General features: G+C 70.1%; 17 protein-coding genes. 5 read left to right on the top strand and 12 right to left on the bottom strand.

The genetic code is table 11. The features are described 5' to 3' along the window. Positions 1 to 233: 233 nt before the first annotated feature. Both DEIPH_RS11030 and rsmA read right to left on the bottom strand, forming a co-directional pair. Positions 234 to 1,166: a carbohydrate kinase family protein gene (locus DEIPH_RS11030; protein ID WP_034357926.1), complete on the bottom strand. Its 933-nt coding sequence runs from the start codon at positions 1,164 to 1,166 to the stop codon at positions 234 to 236. A gap of 97 nt (positions 1,167 to 1,263) precedes the next feature. Continuing rightward, entirely contained in the window at positions 1,264 to 2,145 is an 882-nt protein-coding gene (gene rsmA, locus DEIPH_RS11025; RefSeq protein ID WP_034357925.1) for a 16S rRNA (adenine(1518)-N(6)/adenine(1519)-N(6))-dimethyltransferase RsmA, read from the bottom strand. A gap of 87 nt (positions 2,146 to 2,232) precedes the next feature. On the opposite strand from rsmA, the gene DEIPH_RS11020 reads away from it, so the two are divergent. From DEIPH_RS11020 to DEIPH_RS11010, 3 genes are read left to right on the top strand one after another with little or no spacing between them, the layout of a single operon-like run. Then, complete coding sequence (locus tag DEIPH_RS11020) at positions 2,233 to 3,081, top strand: tetratricopeptide repeat protein (protein WP_034357924.1); 849 nt, start codon at positions 2,233 to 2,235, stop codon at positions 3,079 to 3,081. A 12-nt stretch (positions 3,082 to 3,093) separates the two neighbouring features. Beyond that, positions 3,094 to 4,584, top strand: a complete 1,491-nt coding sequence (locus DEIPH_RS11015; protein ID WP_051517320.1) for a bifunctional ADP-dependent NAD(P)H-hydrate dehydratase/NAD(P)H-hydrate epimerase — start codon at positions 3,094 to 3,096, stop codon at positions 4,582 to 4,584. Between the two features lie 24 nt (positions 4,585 to 4,608). Next, complete coding sequence (locus DEIPH_RS11010; RefSeq protein WP_034357923.1) at positions 4,609 to 5,313, top strand: DUF4388 domain-containing protein; 705 nt, start codon at positions 4,609 to 4,611, stop codon at positions 5,311 to 5,313. Positions 5,314 to 5,403: 90 nt separating this feature from the next. Here DEIPH_RS11010 and DEIPH_RS11005 read toward each other — a convergent pair whose 3' ends face one another. The 7 genes from DEIPH_RS11005 to DEIPH_RS10975 all read right to left on the bottom strand — a co-directional run bounded on the left by DEIPH_RS11005 (position 5,404) and on the right by DEIPH_RS10975 (position 11,587). Next, positions 5,404 to 7,503, bottom strand: a complete 2,100-nt coding sequence (locus DEIPH_RS11005) for a DHA2 family efflux MFS transporter permease subunit (protein WP_034357921.1) — start codon at positions 7,501 to 7,503, stop codon at positions 5,404 to 5,406. Beyond that, positions 7,500 to 8,006 (bottom strand): MarR family winged helix-turn-helix transcriptional regulator, encoded by a 507-nt coding sequence (locus DEIPH_RS11000; protein WP_034357919.1) that lies wholly within the window; start codon positions 8,004 to 8,006, stop codon positions 7,500 to 7,502. Before DEIPH_RS11000 ends, DEIPH_RS11005 begins: the two co-directional genes overlap by 4 nt. 166 nt (positions 8,007 to 8,172) lie before the next feature. After that, positions 8,173 to 9,039 (bottom strand): lysine biosynthesis protein LysX, encoded by an 867-nt coding sequence (gene lysX, locus DEIPH_RS10995; RefSeq protein ID WP_034357917.1) that lies wholly within the window; start codon positions 9,037 to 9,039, stop codon positions 8,173 to 8,175. Positions 9,040 to 9,119: 80 nt separating this feature from the next. Continuing rightward, entirely contained in the window at positions 9,120 to 9,293 is a 174-nt protein-coding gene (lysW, locus tag DEIPH_RS10990) for a lysine biosynthesis protein LysW (protein ID WP_034357915.1), read from the bottom strand. Between the two features lie 68 nt (positions 9,294 to 9,361). After that, entirely contained in the window at positions 9,362 to 9,694 is a 333-nt protein-coding gene (locus DEIPH_RS10985) for a hypothetical protein (protein WP_034357914.1), read from the bottom strand. A 9-nt stretch (positions 9,695 to 9,703) separates the two neighbouring features. Further along, on the bottom strand, positions 9,704 to 10,231 hold the full coding sequence (locus DEIPH_RS10980) for a LeuD/DmdB family oxidoreductase small subunit (protein WP_034357912.1): 528 nt from the start codon (positions 10,229 to 10,231) through the stop codon (positions 9,704 to 9,706). Between the two features lie 72 nt (positions 10,232 to 10,303). Beyond that, positions 10,304 to 11,587 carry a homoaconitate hydratase family protein gene (locus tag DEIPH_RS10975; RefSeq protein WP_235183229.1) on the bottom strand — a complete coding sequence of 428 codons (1,284 nt, stop codon included), beginning with the start codon at positions 11,585 to 11,587 and terminating at the stop codon, positions 10,304 to 10,306. A gap of 120 nt (positions 11,588 to 11,707) precedes the next feature. Here DEIPH_RS10975 and DEIPH_RS10970 point away from each other — a divergent pair, with 120 nt between their 5' ends. Continuing rightward, positions 11,708 to 12,196, top strand: a complete 489-nt coding sequence (locus tag DEIPH_RS10970; protein ID WP_034357908.1) for a cation:proton antiporter regulatory subunit — start codon at positions 11,708 to 11,710, stop codon at positions 12,194 to 12,196. Between the two features lie 76 nt (positions 12,197 to 12,272). Then, positions 12,273 to 13,439 (top strand): cation:proton antiporter, encoded by a 1,167-nt coding sequence (locus tag DEIPH_RS10965; protein ID WP_034357906.1) that lies wholly within the window; start codon positions 12,273 to 12,275, stop codon positions 13,437 to 13,439. A gap of 62 nt (positions 13,440 to 13,501) precedes the next feature. On the opposite strand, the gene DEIPH_RS10960 is transcribed toward DEIPH_RS10965, so the two are convergent. From DEIPH_RS10960 to DEIPH_RS10950, 3 genes are all read right to left on the bottom strand, one after another. Beyond that, positions 13,502 to 15,034: a B12-binding domain-containing radical SAM protein gene (locus DEIPH_RS10960; RefSeq protein ID WP_034357904.1), complete on the bottom strand. Its 1,533-nt coding sequence runs from the start codon at positions 15,032 to 15,034 to the stop codon at positions 13,502 to 13,504. A gap of 132 nt (positions 15,035 to 15,166) precedes the next feature. Next, positions 15,167 to 15,925 (bottom strand): class I SAM-dependent methyltransferase, encoded by a 759-nt coding sequence (locus tag DEIPH_RS10955; RefSeq protein ID WP_034357902.1) that lies wholly within the window; start codon positions 15,923 to 15,925, stop codon positions 15,167 to 15,169. Next, entirely contained in the window at positions 15,922 to 16,149 is a 228-nt protein-coding gene (locus tag DEIPH_RS10950; protein WP_034357901.1) for a hypothetical protein, read from the bottom strand. The genes DEIPH_RS10955 and DEIPH_RS10950 overlap by 4 nt, the downstream gene beginning before the upstream one ends. Positions 16,150 to 16,180: the final 31 nt, after the last annotated feature.

Below are 16,180 nucleotides of genomic sequence, written 5' to 3'. Positions count from 1 at the left end.
GCTGCCGGACGGTGGGGGTATCAGGTTGGAAGGTCACGGAAGACAGGCTAAGGCAAATGGGGCTGGGCTGCCTTCCCGCCAGGAACAGGTGTCCGATCGTCGGGTGGGGTTAGCTTCTTTGCCTTCCCTCATCTTGCTGCATCACCAAAGTGCCTTGTATATATTCTAGGGAGACGCCTGGAAAGACCAGCGCCCCGACCACCAGGGGCCGGGGCGCTGACTAACACGCTTCACTACCGTGCCAGAGCGGCTTCCAGGTCGGCGGGCGTGATGGGGCGGGCCTGCGCACCGACGCGGGTGGCGGCGAGCGCCCCGGCAGCGTTGGCGGTGCGGGCTGCCTGGGCCAGCGACTGGCCGGTCAGGACCGCGTGGGCGAAGGCGGCGGTAAAGGTGTCGCCCGCGCCCGTGGAGTCCACGACCTTGCCCTCGGGCTTGATCGCGTCCACCAGTTCCGTCTCGGTGGGTGTCCAGACGATGCTGCCCATGCGGCCCACCTTCACGACCACCCGCCGCGCCCCGGCGTCGCCCAGCTGGGCCAGGGCGGCGCTGATGCTGGTGGTATCGGTCAGGGCGAGCAGTTCGTGTTGATTCAGGGTCAGGTAATCGGCGCCGATCACGTTCTCGATCAGGTCGGTGCCGACCTTGTTGACGGCCCCGGTGCCGAGGTCGATAAAGACGGGCACCGGCTTCTTCGCCTTCTGGGCCGTCTCGATGGCCTTCAGGGTGTAGTCGCGCTGCGGCCCCTCGGTGAGGCTGTAGGCGCTGACGATCACCGCGTCGGCCCCCTCGATGTCCTTTTTCTTGAGCTTGGCGGGGTCGAGCTGGCGGTTGGCGGCCCCGTCGCTGATCATGGCGCGCTGCCCGTCAGGGGTCTGCATGACCGTGATGGTGCTGGTGAGGTGGTCGGCGTCCTGCTGGATGGCGGTCTGGGAAACACCACTCTCGCGCACGCTGCTCAGGGCATATTCGGCGAAAGGGTCATGGCCGACGCGGGCGGCCAGCGTCACCGCGTGGCCCAGGCGCGCCAGGGTCACGCTGATGGTGCCGCCCGCCCCGCCGGGTTTCATGGTGGCGCGCGCGGGCACGACTTCCTCGCCCGGCGTGGGCAGGTGGTCGAGGTGGTAGAGGTGATCGACGGTGACGTCACCGATAACGAAAAACTTCACGTGGGAACCTCCGGGCCAGGTCGGGCAGCCCTTGAATGCACCGCGTTCCGGGGAACGGGGACGCTGGGTCAACAAGTTGGCGTTTGAAACGCGGCTCCTAACGTATCACGCCCGGCCCGGTCACACCCAGCCGCTCCGCGACGTTGTGCAGGTCGGCCAGCGGCACGTCCTCCGCACGCACGTCGGCGCGCAGACCGGCGGCCTCCAGGGCGGCGCCCACGGCCTCGCCCGCGTATCCGGCCAGCCGCAGGTTGTTGCGCAGGGTCTTGCGGCGGTGGTGCAGGGCCGCCTCCACGAACTTCAAGAAAGCCGGGTCGGGCAGGGGGCGCGACCGGTCGAAGTCCAGCCGCACGACGCTGCTGGTCACATCGGGGGCGGGCAGGAAAGCCCCCCTCGGCACGTCGCGCACGTGGCGGACGGTGCCGTGCAGGGCGGCCAGGGCGCTCAGGAAGCCGTAGTTGTCCTCGCCGGGGTGGGCGGCGAGGCGCTGCGCCACCTCCTTTTGCACCAGCACGGTCGCAGAGAGGACGTTCGGCGCGTGCATGAAGCGCGACAGCAGGACGCCGGTGATGTAGTAGGGCAGGTTGGCGATAACGCGGGTACCGGCAGGAAGCGCGGCGTAGTCGAACTCCAGGGCGTCGCCCCAGATCACGTTCACGTCCTGCCCGGCCAGCGTCTCGGTCAGTACCGGCTTCAGGCGCTCGTCCTTTTCCAGCGCCGTGACCTGCGCGCCGCGCGAGGCGATCTCGCGGGTCAGGACGCCCAGCCCGGGACCGACCTCCAGCACGGGCACGCCGCGTGCCGCCCCCCCCGCCTCCGCGATGGCGCGCAGGATGTTGCCGTCGATCAGGAAGTTCTGCCCGAGGCTCTTGGTGGGGCGCAGCCCGTGGCGCGTGAGCAGCTCGCGCACGCGGGCGGGCGAGTACAGCGGGAGGGTGGCGGTCGGGTCGGTGGCGGGGGTGGCTTCGGGCTGGGTCAAGGGGTCCTCGGGCGGCGCGGCCCGGTGTCCACGGCTCCGGGAAAAGCGGGACGGCAGGGCGCGCGGGCGCGTCAGTATACTCCGCGCATGACCGACCCCGGCCGTTCCCCCAGCCCACCGCTCGACGCTCCCCCCGACTGGGGCACCTTCGCCCGGGACGGCGAGTGGCGGCGGGCGCTGGCGGCGGCCCGGATCACGGTGGCCCCGGCGGAACTCCGGGAAGCGCTGGAGCGCGTGGTGGACCTGCAAGGCGCGGTGCGTGCCCGGCGCTTCCCGCAGGCGCGGCGGGCCTGGACCGGCCTGCAAGAAGCGCTGGAGGCGGCCCAGGGGCAGGGGCTGACGGGTGAGGCCGCGCTGCTGCGGTCGCTGGTGAGGCCGGACGCCCTCGGGGAGGCGTTGGCCGTTCTGGAGGGGCTGGGGCGCGGCCCGGGCGGCGAGACGGAACCGGACGCGCTGCGGGAGCGGCTGGCCCCGGCGTTCGCGCATCCCCTCACGCGGGCGGAGGCGCTGAATGCCGTCGGCGTGCTGCACGCGCTGCACGGGGAAGCCGAGCTGGCCCGCGCGGTCTTCGGGGAGGCGCTGGCGGCCGACCCCAGCCACTACCGCGCCGTCACGAACATCGGCAATCTGGAGCTGGAGGCGGGCCACCCGGCCCAGGCGGAGACCCGCTACCGCGAGGTCCTGCGTCTGAATCCCGACTACGACGGCGCGCACCACAACCTCGGGGTGGCGCTGCGGCGGCAGGGCAAACTGCACGAGTCGGTCGGCTCGATCCGCCGCGCCCAGCGCCTGGGCGTGAAGCGCTCGCAGGAGGACTCGCGCGAGGACCTGCGCGAGCAGTTCCGGGGCAACACGACGTTTCGCTCGCTGCGCTGGGTGCTGCTGGCCGCCGGTCTGCTGGTGCTGTTCCTGATCGTGCGCGGTCTGGTCGGCTGAGAGGCGGCCGGGATGCCACAGCTGCCCGAGGTCGTGTTCACCCCTGAGGGCGTGCAGGCGCTGGATGCCCGGCTCGCGGCGGCGGGCCTGCTCGACCCCGCGATGGAGGAGGCCGGGCGGGCGACAGCGGAGGCCGTCCACGCCCGGTTCCCCGGCGGCCGGGTGCTGTTGCTCGCGGGGGGCGGCGCGAACGGTGGGGACGCGCACGTGGCCGCGCGGCATCTCGCGGCGCTGGGGCACGCGGTCCGGGTGCTGGCCGCGCCCGCCCGGCATCCCCTGACGCGGGTGAACCGGCGGCGACTGGCCGCGTTCGGCATCCGGCCCGGACCCCTGACCGCACCGGCCGTTGCGCGCCTTGCCCGCGAGGCGGACGTGCTGGTGGACGGGCTGCTGGGCACCGGGTTCAGGCCGCCGCTGCGCCCGGCGCTCTCGGCGGTGGTGGCGGCGGTGAATGCGGCGCGGGCCGGGGGGGCGAGGGTGGTCGCCCTCGACCTGCCCAGCGGCCTGGACGCGGCCCGGGCAGATGTGCCGGGCGAGGCGGTCCAGGCCGACCTGACCGTCACGCTGACCGGCTTCAAGGCGGCGCTCCTGTTCGGCCCCGCCGCGCACCGGGCGGGCGAAGTCGTGCTGGCCCCGCTGCGGGTGCCGGGGACCTGGCGGGAAGACCAGGCCCTCGCCCTCCGGCCCGACGACGCGGCGGTGGGGCGTCTGCTGCCCGTGCGCTTCGCGGACGCGCACAAGGGCACCGCCGGGCGGGTGTGGGTGATCGGCGGTCATCCCGGCACGACCGGCGCGGCGGCCCTGGCGGGGCTGGGGGCGCTGCGGGCAGGGGCCGGCCTGGTGACGGTCCACTCGGCGGCGGACGTGCCGCTGGTCACGCCGGAACTGATGGTGCGGCGGCACGCGGACCTCGCCGGGGCGCTGGAGGAGGCGTGGGCAGCAGGACCGCCGGACGCCCTCTGCCTGGGGATGGGGTTGGGGCCGCAGGCCGCCGATCTGGCGCGGCAGGTGCTGGCCTGGAACCTCCCGACCGTGCTGGACGCCGACGCGCTGCAACCGGACCTCGCCGGGGCCGGACACGCGGGCTGCGTCTGGACCCCCCATCCCGGCGAGGCCGCGCGGCTGCTGGGCGTCACCGTGGGAGAGGTGACCCGTGATCCCTTCGCGGCGGCGCGGGCGCTGGGGGACCGCTTCGGCGGCGCGGTGGTGCTGAAGGGCGGCCCCAGCGTGGTCGCGCACGCGGGCGGCCTGACGGTCAGCCGGGGCGGCCATCCCGGCATGGCGAGCGCGGGCATGGGCGACACGCTGGCCGGGGTGATCGCGGCGCTGCTGGGCCAGGGCCTGAGCGCGCCGGACGCGGCGGTGGCGGGGGTGCGGCTGCATGCCAGGGCGGGGGAACGGGCGGGGGAACGGCAGGGCTACGGGTTGACCGCCAGCGACGTCAGTGGGGAACTGGGCGGCGCGTGGCTGGACCTGCGAGGGGCGGCACGCCGAGAGGGATAAGAAATGCTAACCTGAGTCTCATACATGCAGGGACTCCTTTCCGACCTGCCCCTGATGGGGATTCTGGAACTGGTCAATGCCACCCGGCAAACCGGGACCCTCGACGTGAAGGCCGACGTGCCCTACACGGTCGCCTTTACCGGCGGCGAGATCGTGGGGGGCGGCATTCTCGACTGGCTGGGCGTGGATGCGATCCAGGCCAGCCCGATGCTGCCCACCAGCGGCTCTTTCGAGTTCAAACCCAGCGCCGTCACCGGTTCTCCGCTGGCCCCTTACGGCCACTTCACCACCGACTGGGCGCGGGCGAGCGACGAATGGGAGCAGGTCTGCGCCGTGATCGGCAGCCCCAGCCGGGTGTATCAGGGGGACGTGCCGCTCTTCGACGGGCCAGAGGGCCGCAGCGTGCGCGCCGCCGTGAAACAGGCCGAACTGCCGCTGTTCGAGGTCGCGCAGGTCCTGGCGGACGCGGTGCGGCAGGGCCGGGCGGAACCCACCGGCCGGTTCGCCTGGCACAGCCTGCGGCTGCGCTCCGGCACCACCCGCACCTCGCCCTCGCCGGTGGCGGCCGCCCTGAACGGCGAGCGCAACCTGGGCGAGGTCATCGCCGGGGGGCTGGACGAGCGGTCGGTGCGCGAGTACCTGCTGACCGAGATTCGCGCCGGGCTGCGCTTTCCGGGCAGTGGCTGGGTGCTGCGCGACCTGATCTGGGAACAGAACCATCTGGGCTGAGCAGGCGGGGGAAGGGCAACACCGGCGGCCGGGAAAGGAGCGTTCAACGCTCCTTTCCCGGCCTCGGCTAGAGTCGGCCTGCCGGCGCCGCTACAGCTCCACGTGCGCGGGGGCCAGCCGCTCGCCCTTCTGGCGGGTGGGCATGGTGAGGTCCGGCATCATCAGTGTGGCGAGGAAAGCGAGCACCGCCACCAGGATGGAATACCGGTAGATGCTGGCGATGGTGTCCGCGAAGGCGACCTTCTGCGCGCGGGCGCTGGCGAGGGCCAGTTTCTCGCCGTCATTCACTCCGGCGAGGGCTGCGCCGAGCGCCTGCTGCTGGGCCTGCTGGGCGGCGGCGGGTGCGGCGGCGTCCAGCCCCTGCCGGATGCCCGCCAGAATCTGCTGCCGGGCGGGTGCGCTGGCGAGGGCCTGCGCGGGAATCTGCGTGAGCCGCGCCCGCAGTTCGGCGGGCAACTGGGGATTGGCGGCGACGGCGGCCACCCGCGCGGGATCACCGCTGGAAACGGCCTGCTCGATGGCGCCGTAAGTCTGATTGAATCCGGCCCTCACGCCTGCCGCGACGCCCCCGGCGGGCAGGTCCGTGAGCCGCTTCTTCGCCTCCGCAGGCAGGGTCTTGTCGTTCTGGATGGCGGCGATGGCGGTCCGGTCCCCCGTCTCGATGGCGCGCGTCACGTTGCGGCGCAGGGTCGCGAAGTTCGCCTTGATCTGGTCGGCGGTCTGCGGGGTGGCGTTGCGGTTTTGCTGCGCGCTGCCCCCCTCGCCCTTGCGGATACTCTCCCCGATGGTCCGCAGGGTGGTGGCGACGGTGCCCTGTTGAGAGGCGGCCTGCACGGCAAACTGGGTGGCGAGGTGGCTGGTCAGGCCCGCCGTGAGGACAGCCCCGAAAATTGCGGTGCCGATGGTGCTGCCCATCTGCTGGAAAAACTGCCCGGCGCTGGTCGCCACGCCGATCTCCCAGGGCTTCACCGCGAGTTGCAGGGCCGTGGTGTACAGCGGCAGCGCCGGACCGAGGCCCAGGCCCAGCAGGACCATGCGCAGCACCACGCCGAGGTAAGGCGTGTCGGCGTTCAGGGTGCTGAGGCCGAAAAAGCCCAGCGCGGCGACGACCAGGCCCACCAGCATCAGCACCTTGTAGCGCCCGATGCGGCTGGCGATCTGCCCCGCCCCGACCGAGCCGATAATCAGGCCCACCGTCAGGGGAATGGTGGCGGTTCCGGCCTTGGTCGCGCTGACGCCCTGCACGTTGACCAGGTACAGGCTGAGAAAGAGGATCGCGCCCAGGAACCCCGCCCCGACCAGAAAGCGGGCCACCGCGCCCCAGGCGAAGGTCGGATTGCGAAACAGTGTCAGCGGCAGGATGGGGCTGGGGTGACGGCTCTCGGCCACCAGAAAGATGATCAGCGCGGCGAGGCTGAGGCCGAACATGCCCAGCAGAAGGGGACTGGTCCAGGCGTAGGTGTGGTCGGCTCCCCAGGTCAGCGCCAGCAGCAGCGGCACCGTGAACAGCAGGATCAGAAAGGCCCCCAGCCAGTCCACCCGCGCCTGAAGGCCGCTGGCGAGCCGGGGCATCTTGCTGGCGATAAAGGCCAGGGCGATCAGCCCCAGCGGCAGGTTCACGTAGAACACCCAGCGCCACGAGATCTGGTCGGTTAGGAAGCCGCCCAGCAGCGGCCCGATCACGCTGCTCAGGCCGAAGACGGCCCCGAACAACCCCTGATAGCGGGGCCGCTCGACCGGCTCGAACAGGTCCGCGATGATGGCGAAGGCCACCGAGCCGAGCGCCGCCGCGCCCACGCCCTGCAACCCCCGGAACACGACGAGCTGCATCATGCCGCCGCCGAAGAGGTTGTCCAGGAAAGCCTCGCCCGACAGGCCGCACAGCGCGGAGCCGAGCAGGAAAATGGCGATGCCGATCATCAGCACCGGCTTGCGGCCATACAGGTCCGAGAGCTTGCCGTAGATCGGCACCAGGGCCGTGTTGGTCAGCAGGTAGGCAGTGGTGACCCAGGCGTAGAGGTTCAGGCCGTTGAGGTCGGCGGCGATGCGCGGCATGGCGGTCGCCACGATGGTCTGGTCGAGGGCGCTCAGAAAGAGGCCCAGCAGCACGCCGAACAGAATCACGCGCTTGGTCCTCATGTCGAGCGTCTGCGCGTAGTTGATGTGCGCGGGCGGTGTGGGTGCGGTCATGAAAGCTCCTGGGAGGAATCGGGGGAAGCGGGGTCGAGTTCGGCCAGCAGTGCCCGGATGGAGGAGATGGCGGCGCAGATCGTCCCGGCCCGCAGGCCGCTGAAGGCCGCGATATAGGCCCCGATGAAGTGCTCGTCCATCCGGGTCACGACCGCCAGCCCCTGGGCACTCGGCACCACCAGTTTCTCGCGGCGGTTCTCGGGGTTCTCGCGCCGCCGGGCCAGCCCCCGGCGCACCAGCCGCTCGACCAGATGGCTGGTCGCGGGCACGCTCAGGCTGATGCGCTCGGCCAGCGCGGTGACGGTCAGGGGGGCTTCCGCGCGGAGCTGATGCAGGGCCGTCATCTGCGTGAAGCTCAGGTCGTGGTCCTGAAGGCCGCCTTGCATGTTCAGCAGCACGCGGCTGCTGATCAGGCGGTGCAGGCGGCGCATCTCCTGGCCGAGCTGCGCGGCGGCCGCCGTGCCCCCGTTGGGGGCGTTGGCCTGGGCTTCGGGGTCCCTCATGATTGCAAGCTTGAAAGAGTTCGAGTCATAAGAACGTAGGATGCCCCGCAGAGTGACGGCAATCAAGTCCGCCGGGAGCACTAGGCCAGAGCGCCTACCCCGGTGGCCTGAACAGCGAAAGCGGCGGCCTCCACGTCACTGGAGAACCGCCGCCACTGTCGTTCGCTCAGTCCAGCAGGCTGAGGGCGTACTCACCCATCTTGCGCGGGATGTCCACGCCCGTCGTGCTGACCGAGTTCTTGAATTCCATCGTGTGGTTGATCTCGATGACCAGCAGGCCGCCCCACTCGTTCCGGCGCTGCGGGTCCTCGACCAGGTCGACGGCGACGATCTCGCCGCCCACCGCCGCCGCCGAGCGCCGGGCGAGGTCCGCGATCTCGGGGGTGACGGGGCAATTGCTGGCCGTGGCCCCGCGCGCGGTGTTGGTGATCCAGTGGTCACTGGTGCGGTAGATCGCGCCGATGCACTCGCCGCCCACCACGAAGGCGCGGATGTCGCGTTGCGGCTTGTGAATCAGCTCCTGCACGTAGAATACGCCGTGCTGCGGGCCGCCCAGCACCTCCTTGTGTTCGATGATCGCCTCGGCGGCGTCGCGGTCGTTGATGCGGCTGACCATGCGCCCCCAGGAACCGACGGTGGGCTTGAGCACGACCGGATACCCCAGCTCCTCGATCAACGCGAGGGCGGCCTCGCCGTCGAAGGCGACGCCGGTACGCGGCGTGGGCAGGCCCGCGCGGGCCAGGGCCGCGTTGGTGGCGAGCTTGTCGCCGCACAGTTCGATCACGGGCGAGGGATTCACCACCCGGACGCCGAGGCCCTCCAGGGCACGGGTCACGGCGTGGCCGCGCGACTGGCTCACGCAGCGTTCCAGCGCGACCCGCCAGGGCACCTGCTGGCGGCCCTGCTCGTCGAAGGTGACTTTCAGGTGCGGCGTGTACACCTTGTCGTAGGGCACGCTCAGGGCGTCGAGCGCCCCAAACAGCATCTTCTCGTCGGGGCGGATGCGGTCGTAGAGGACAGCGAGGTCGGCCATAAGGTCCCTGGGGAGCCGTCAGCCTTCAGCGGTCAGCTTTCAGCCAAAGCGCTGACGGCTGACCGCTGAAGGCCGGGAGCTTACTCGCCCCAGTCCTCCGCTTCCTGCGGGGCCTGTTCGAGGCGGGGCGGGTCCACCGACACGACCTCATATTCCACACCCGTCTCGTCGTCGATGACGAGTTCGCCGAGTTCGGGGTCGGTGAGTTCGATGATCGCGCCCGTTTCCGGGTTTTCAAATTGAATGATGGGCATACCTTACTCCTTGCGTTTGATAGGCTATAACACGAACCGCTTATCAACCGATGTTGTCTAGGGAAGCCTCAGTCGGTCTCCTCGAATTCCAGCTCGATCTGGGCGCGGCAGTGGGGGCAGGCCACCACGCTCACGACGGTGCCGTCCGCGCCCTCCACCGTGGGGGCCGCCGCCAGCATGTCGTCGGTCACGTCGAATTCCTCGCCGCAGTTGGGGCAGACCGTCAGGATGCCCAGCAGTTCCAGTTCGAAGTCCTCGCCTGCGCCGTTGCGGGTCACTTCCATCTCGGCGTTGCACGAATCGCACACGATCACGTCGCCCACCACCAGATCGGCGCGGTCGGCGTCGGTGAGTTCCAGCACCTCGGCGCAGACGGGGCAATCAATTTCCAGGGTCGCCATACCCTGATCTTAGCGGGCCTCCCCGTCCATAGGCTCTCCGGGGTCCACAGGCTCTCCGGGGAAACGTCCGTACCGCTTGAAGAAGGCCAGGATGCTGCCTTCGCGCAGGGCCTCGCGCAGGAACTCGGGCGGCGGGGGGAGCTGGAACGTGTCGGCGCCGCGCGTCAGCACCCCGGTGTCCACGTCCAGCGTCACCTCGTCGCCGTCCTCCAGCACCCCGGTCAGGTCGGCCTCGAAGGCCGGAATGCCGAGGTTCAGGAGGTTGCGGTAATGGATGCGGGCGAAGGAAGGCGCGATGATACCGCCGATCTGCAACTTCTTGAGGGCCTGCGGGGCATACTCGCGGCTGCTGCCCAGGCCCCAGTTGCGCCCGCCGATCAGCACGTCGCCGGGCCGCATCTGCGCGGCGAACTCGGGGCGGATGTAATGAAAGGCGAAGGTCTGAAACACGGCCTCGCCCGCCATGAAGGGCGCGAACTTGCCGGGCAGGATGTCGTCGGTGTTGACGCCGTCGCCAAATTTCCAGATGCGGGGCATATCAGTGGGTCTCCCGGTGGTACGAGGTGGACTGTGCAAGGCCAGACGGGGCGGCCATGTGCCCGCAGCCCCTCACGCGCCCACCCAGGCTTCCACATCCCCTGGCAGGGCGATCCGGCCCATCACGGCCGTCGCAGCTGCCACCGCGGGCGAGGCCAGATAAACCCGCGCGTCCTTGTCGCCCATCCGCCCGATGAAGTTGCGATTTGAAGTGGACACGCACACCTCGCCCGGCGCGAGGACGCCCTGGTGACGGCCCATGCAGGGGCCGCAGCCGGGCGTGCCCAGTGCCGCGCCCGCCCGCTGGAGGGTCAGCAGCGTGCCGTCTTCCAGCGCCTGTTCCATCACCTGAGAGCTGGCGGGAATCACGAGCAGGCGGGTGGAAGGGTCTACCCGGCGGCCCCGCAGGACCTCGGCGGCGGCGTGCAGGTCCTCGATGCGGCCATTCGTGCAGGTGCCGATAAACACCTGATCGACCTTCAGGCCGCGCAATGCGGAGACGTCGTGAACGTTGTCCACCTCGCTGGGGGCACTCATGCGGGGGCGGAGGGTCGTGAGATCAATCTCGACTTCTTGTCTATAGTCGGCCCCCGGATCGGGATACACCCAGTCGGGAACGTCGTAGCCGTAGCCTGTCAGGATTTCGCCGCCGGGGACGACCAGCCCGGCCTTCGCGCCCGCCTCCACGCACAGGTTCGCCAGGGTCATGCGTTCGCCGCGCGTGAAGCGGTCCCCGGCGTGGATCTCGATGCTCTGGTAGGTGGCGCCGTCGGCCCCGAGCACGCGGATCATCTCCAGGGCGGCGTCCTTGGCCGTCACGCCGGGCTGGAGATCGCCGCTGAAGGTGACCTTCACACTTTCCGGCACGCGGAGCCAAGTTTTGCCGCTGGCGGCAGCGAGGGCGATGTCGGTGGCCCCCATGCCGGTGCCGAAGGCGGCCACCGCGCCGTAGGTGGTGGAGTGGCTGTCTGACCCCAGCACGATCCAGCCAGGCTGCGCGAGGCGTTCTTCCATCAGGACCTGGTGGCAGATGCCGCGTCCCACGTCGAAGAGGCGCACGCCCGTGGCGGCGGCATACGCGCGCGCCTCCTTCTGCGCCTGCGCGACGCTGACGGTCGAGGCGGGCGCGACGTGGTCGATGACGATGGAGACGCGCTCCGGGTACTTCGGCACGGCGGCGAGGTCCCGCTCCATCCGTTCGATAAAGCTCTGGGCGATGGAGTCCACGACCATCACCTGATCCACGTCCACGACGGCGAGGTCCCCGGCGTACACCGCCCGGTGGCCGCGCCGGGAGAGGATCTTTTCCGCCATCGTCTGTGGTCTGACCGGCGGGCGGGGGGGGGAAGCACTCATGCCGCCCATTCTGGCGTGCAGAGGCAGGAGAGGTATGAGATTGACTGCTCAAAGGCGGCGGTGGCCTGTCATTTGACAGGTTATGCAGTTCGCCTGCCTGTCCCGCCCTATCCTGCACGCATGGTCAAGCTGGAAGAAACCCCACTGCCCGGTGTAGGCGTGCGGCACGATTTTGACGGGCGCTTCGGCAAACGGGTGGGCGTGATCCGGCACCGCGACGGCCGGCGCGAAATCTTCGTCTCGCGCCGCGACGACCCCGACGCCTGCGCCCAGAGCATCGTCCTGAGCGACGAGGAAGCCGAGGCGGTGGCCGACCTGCTGAGCGGCAGCACCATCACCCGCCACGTCAGCCGGCTCACGCAGGACATCGAGGGGCTGGCGATGGACTGGGTGAGCCTGCCGGACGCCAGCCCCTACGCCGGGCGGCTGCTGGGCGACACCATGCTGAGGACCCGCACCGGAACGAGCATCGTGGCCGTGATGCGGGGGGGGCAGGCAATTCCCGCACCCGGACCCGAGTTCCCGCTGCACGCCGGGGACACGGTGGTGGTGGTCGGCACGCCGGGCGGCGTGGTGCGCGCCGCGAAGCTCCTCGGCGGCGAGAGCTGACCTCTTTTTTCCCCCTTCCCTGTTTGCACCTTCTGCACGCCGTTCCCGCCTCTTTCCTTTTTTCGTGAGGTTCGACGTGCCCCTGGCTCAACTGTTTCTGGAACTCGGCGCGGTGATTCTCGCGCTGGCCTTCGTGGGCCGGGCCGCCGGACGGCTCGGGATCACGCCCATTCCGCTGTACCTGCTCGCCGGGATCGGCCTGGGGGCCTCCGTGCACCTGGGCGACGCCCCCGAGGAATTCATTCATACCGGCGCGGAGATCGGCGCGGTGCTGCTGCTGTTCACGCTGGGGCTGGAGTACACCAGCCAGGAACTGCGCGACAACCTGCGCGCGAACCGGCAGGTCGGCTTGCTGGATCTGGGGCTGAACTTCACGCCGGGGCTGCTGGCGGGCTTCCTGCTGGGCTTCACGCCGCTGGCTGCCGTGCTGCTGGGCGGCGTGACCTACCTGAGTTCCAGCGGGATCGCCAGCAAGATCCTGGGCGACCTGGGCCGCCTGGGCAACCGCGAGACGCCCGTGATCCTGGCCGTCTGCGTGCTGGAGGACGTGGCGATGGCCGCCTATCTGCCGGTGGTCGCCGCCCTCCTGATCGGCGGGACGCTGGCCGCCATCGGCGTCAACCTGCTGGTGGCCCTCGCGGCATTCGCGCTCGCCTTCTTTCTGGCGCTGCGCTACGGGCACGTCCTCAGCGGTCTGGTGAACGTGCAGAGTAACGAGGCGCTCTTGCTCAGCGTGTTCGGGCTGGTACTGGTCGTGGCGGGGGCCGCCGACCTGCTGAAGGTGTCCGCCGCCATCGGTGCCTTTCTGGTGGGTATCGCCCTCTCCGGCGAGGTGGCCGACCGGGCGCGGCACCTGATCGAGCCGCTGCGGGACCTCTTTGCCGCCGTGTTCTTCGTGTTCTTCGGGCTGCAACTCGATCTGGGAAGCGTGCCGGGCGTGCTGCTTCCGGCCGTGCTGCTGACCGTCGTCACCAGCGCCACCAAGTTTTTCACCGGCTGGTGGGGGGCGGCGCAGGCAGGCGTGCAGACGCGCGGGCGCTACCGGGCGGGCACCACCCTGATCCCGCGCGGCGAGTTCAGCATATTGATCGCGGGGCTAGGCCTGGGCCTCGCGCCGACGCTAGGGCCGCTGGCCGCCGTCTACGTGCTGCTCACGGCCATTATCGGCCCGGTGCTGGCCCGCTTCGACGCGCAACTCGCGCCGCTGCTGGAGCGCCGGGGACGGGAGTTCAAGGCGGGATAAGGGGAGAGAAAAGCGGAGGGCCGGGGAATGCACCTCGGCCCTCCGCTCTTTCTACACCGCTGTTACACCGCCAGCCCCTCGGCGTGGGCGCTCACCTCGCGCGCCTCGTACTGGCCGGGCGGCAGGCTGATGGCGGGCGTGTTGATCTCGAACTCGTCGCGCCAGCCCACCTCGTCGAGTGCTTTTTTCCACGCGCCGATGCTCTCGTTGCGGTAGATCGAGTAGGCGGCCATCCCGACTTCCGGGCCGCCGCGCGCGATCACCGACTCGACCCAGGCCCACTTGGCGGACACGTTCCGCAGTTCGGCGGTGGTCCGCAGTTCCTTCTGGATGCGCTTGAGGCGCTTCTCGATGGTCTGGACACCGCCGAAGGGATCGGCAAAGTGGGGTGTGTGGCGCTTGGGCACGAAGGGGCTGATGCCCAGGGCCACGCGGTTGATCTTCGCCAGCTCCCGCGTGAACTCGATCAGCTCGGTGATGTCGTCGTCGTTCTCCGGCCCCAGGCCGATCATCATATAGACCTTGATGCCCTTGAAGCCCAGGTCGCGGCTGATGTGGGCGGTCTTGAGCAGGTCTTCCGTGGTGATGCCCTTTTTCAGCCAGCGGCGCAGGCGTTCGCTCGGGGCGTCGGACGCCACCGTGAAGGTCCGCAGGCCGCCCGCCTTGAGAATCTCGGCCAGTTCGGCGTCCACCGTGTCGGCGCGGATGGAACTGACGCCCAGCTTGATCCCCCGGTCGGTCAGGGTGCGCCCCACGAACTTGGTGTGCGGGAAGTCGGAGAGGGCCGCGCCCACCAGCCCCACCTTTTCCACCCAGTCGGGGATGGTGTCGAGCAGTTCCTGCGCCTGGTTGTTGCGGTTGGGGCCGTACATGGTGCGGGCCAGACAGAAGGTGCAGGGGCGCGGGCAGCCGCGCTGCGCTTCCACCAGGAACATGTTGCTCAGCTCGCTGTGCGGCGTGACGATCTGGCTGTAGGCCGGGAGCAGTTCCTTGGGCGCGGTGGCCCAGGTCGGCTCGTGGACGTGGCGGGCGGGCAGGAAGACGCCGGGCATGCCGTCCACGAGGTCGTAGAACTCCTCGCGGGTACTCGACTCACGCAGGGCCTCGGAGACCACCGGCACGATCTGCTCGCCGTCGCCGATGATGATCACGTCCGCGAAGGGCGTCAGCGGATAGGGGTTGGAGGACGTGAAGGGTCCCCCGATCATCACGACGGGGTCGGTGTCGCTGCGTTCCCCCCGCAGCGGGCGCATCCCGGCCACGTCCAGCATGCGGATGATGTTCGTCAGGTCCAGCTCGAACGAGACGCTCAGGGCAAACAGTTCGCAGTCGCCCGCGTCGCGCCCGCTCTCGACGGTCGGGAGGGCCTGGCCGGTGCGCTCGAAGGCGTCCACGTCGTCGGGCAAAAAGGCGCGCTCACAGGCGACGCCCTCTTCCTGGTTGAACATGCGGTAGATGACCTGATAGCCCAGAGAAGCCATACCGACGGAATAGCGGTTCGGAAACGCCAGCGTGACGCGAATCGGGGCCTGTTTGAAGAGGGTCCCCGTTTCCGCGTCCAGCAGCGGTTTGATGTCAGTGCGCCAGTAACTCAAAAAGCCTCCAATTCACCGAAGAACGCGCCGGCGCCGGAGAGCTTCAGACACTCAGGAAGGCAGCGCGCGTCACAGCCTCCAATTGTAGCGGAGTTTGTTTCCTGAACTGAAGCGTGGCTCACGGCGTGCGGGTCAATCGAGGCCGCCCAGAAAGACGTGCGTGCGGTAGGCCAGCGTGACGGTGCCGTCCTGCTGATGCGCGCCGAACAGGGCATCAAGTTCGCGCGTCATCCCGGGATAAGCCGCGTCCGTGGGCGAGGGCAGATAGCTGACGCTGGCCGCCAGGGCGTGCAGGCGTGCGCGGGTCAGGGTCAGGGGATTGGCAAAGGTCACGCGCTCGAAGCCGCCGGGCAGGAACTGCGGCAGTTCAGCCTCGGGGACGCGGGTGGCGAGGTCGGGCGTGCCTTCTTCCAGAAAGTGGGAGACGACCTCGCCGTATGCCGCGTTGAAGGCCGTCCCCTCGCCCCGCCAGTCGTTCCAGACCAGGAGGACGTGCCCGCTGGGGCGCAGGACGCGGCGGAACTCGCGGACGGTGGGCGCGGGCGCGAACCAGTGGGCGGCCTGGGCGGCGGTCACGAGCGAGACGCTTTTATCCGGTAAACCGGTGACCTCACTGGTTCCGGCGTGGACGGTCAACCGGCCTGCTGTCACCTCGGCAGCCAGCCCTGCCGCGAGCTGGGCGCGCATCTCGGGATTCGGCTCGACGGCGTGAACCTCTGCCCCACGCGCCAGCAGCAGGCGGGTAAACAGGCCGGTGCCCGCGCCCACGTCGGCCACGCCGCCCGCCAGCAATCGCCTCTCCGCCAGCCACGCGCCGAGGGCCTCGGGGTAGGAGGGCCGCGCCTGCGCGTACACGTCCGCGCGGCCCAGGAAGCGGTCGGGGGCGCTCAACGCCGGACCTCGCGGGCGGGTCGCCAGGCACTCGCGATGAAGTAGGCGAGGCCGCCCAGCCCGCCCGCCAGGGTCAGGAAGCCCAGGAGCCGCGCCAGCACGGCGGCCAGACCGACCACGAAGGCGCCCAGGCCCGCCAGCAGTTGCCCGGCCAGCCAGACCAGCGCCAGGGCGGTGACGGCGAGCAGCACCACACCGGCGAGGGCGAACAGGAGGCGAGTCATGGGGGGAGGATAGTGCAGAGGGCCTGAAGTG

The organism is Deinococcus phoenicis, assembly GCF_000599865.1.
Lineage (GTDB): Bacteria > Deinococcota > Deinococci > Deinococcales > Deinococcaceae > Deinococcus > Deinococcus phoenicis.
The sequence above is the reverse complement of the archived record's forward strand: the minus strand, read 5'-3'. Positions and strand labels throughout refer to the sequence as shown.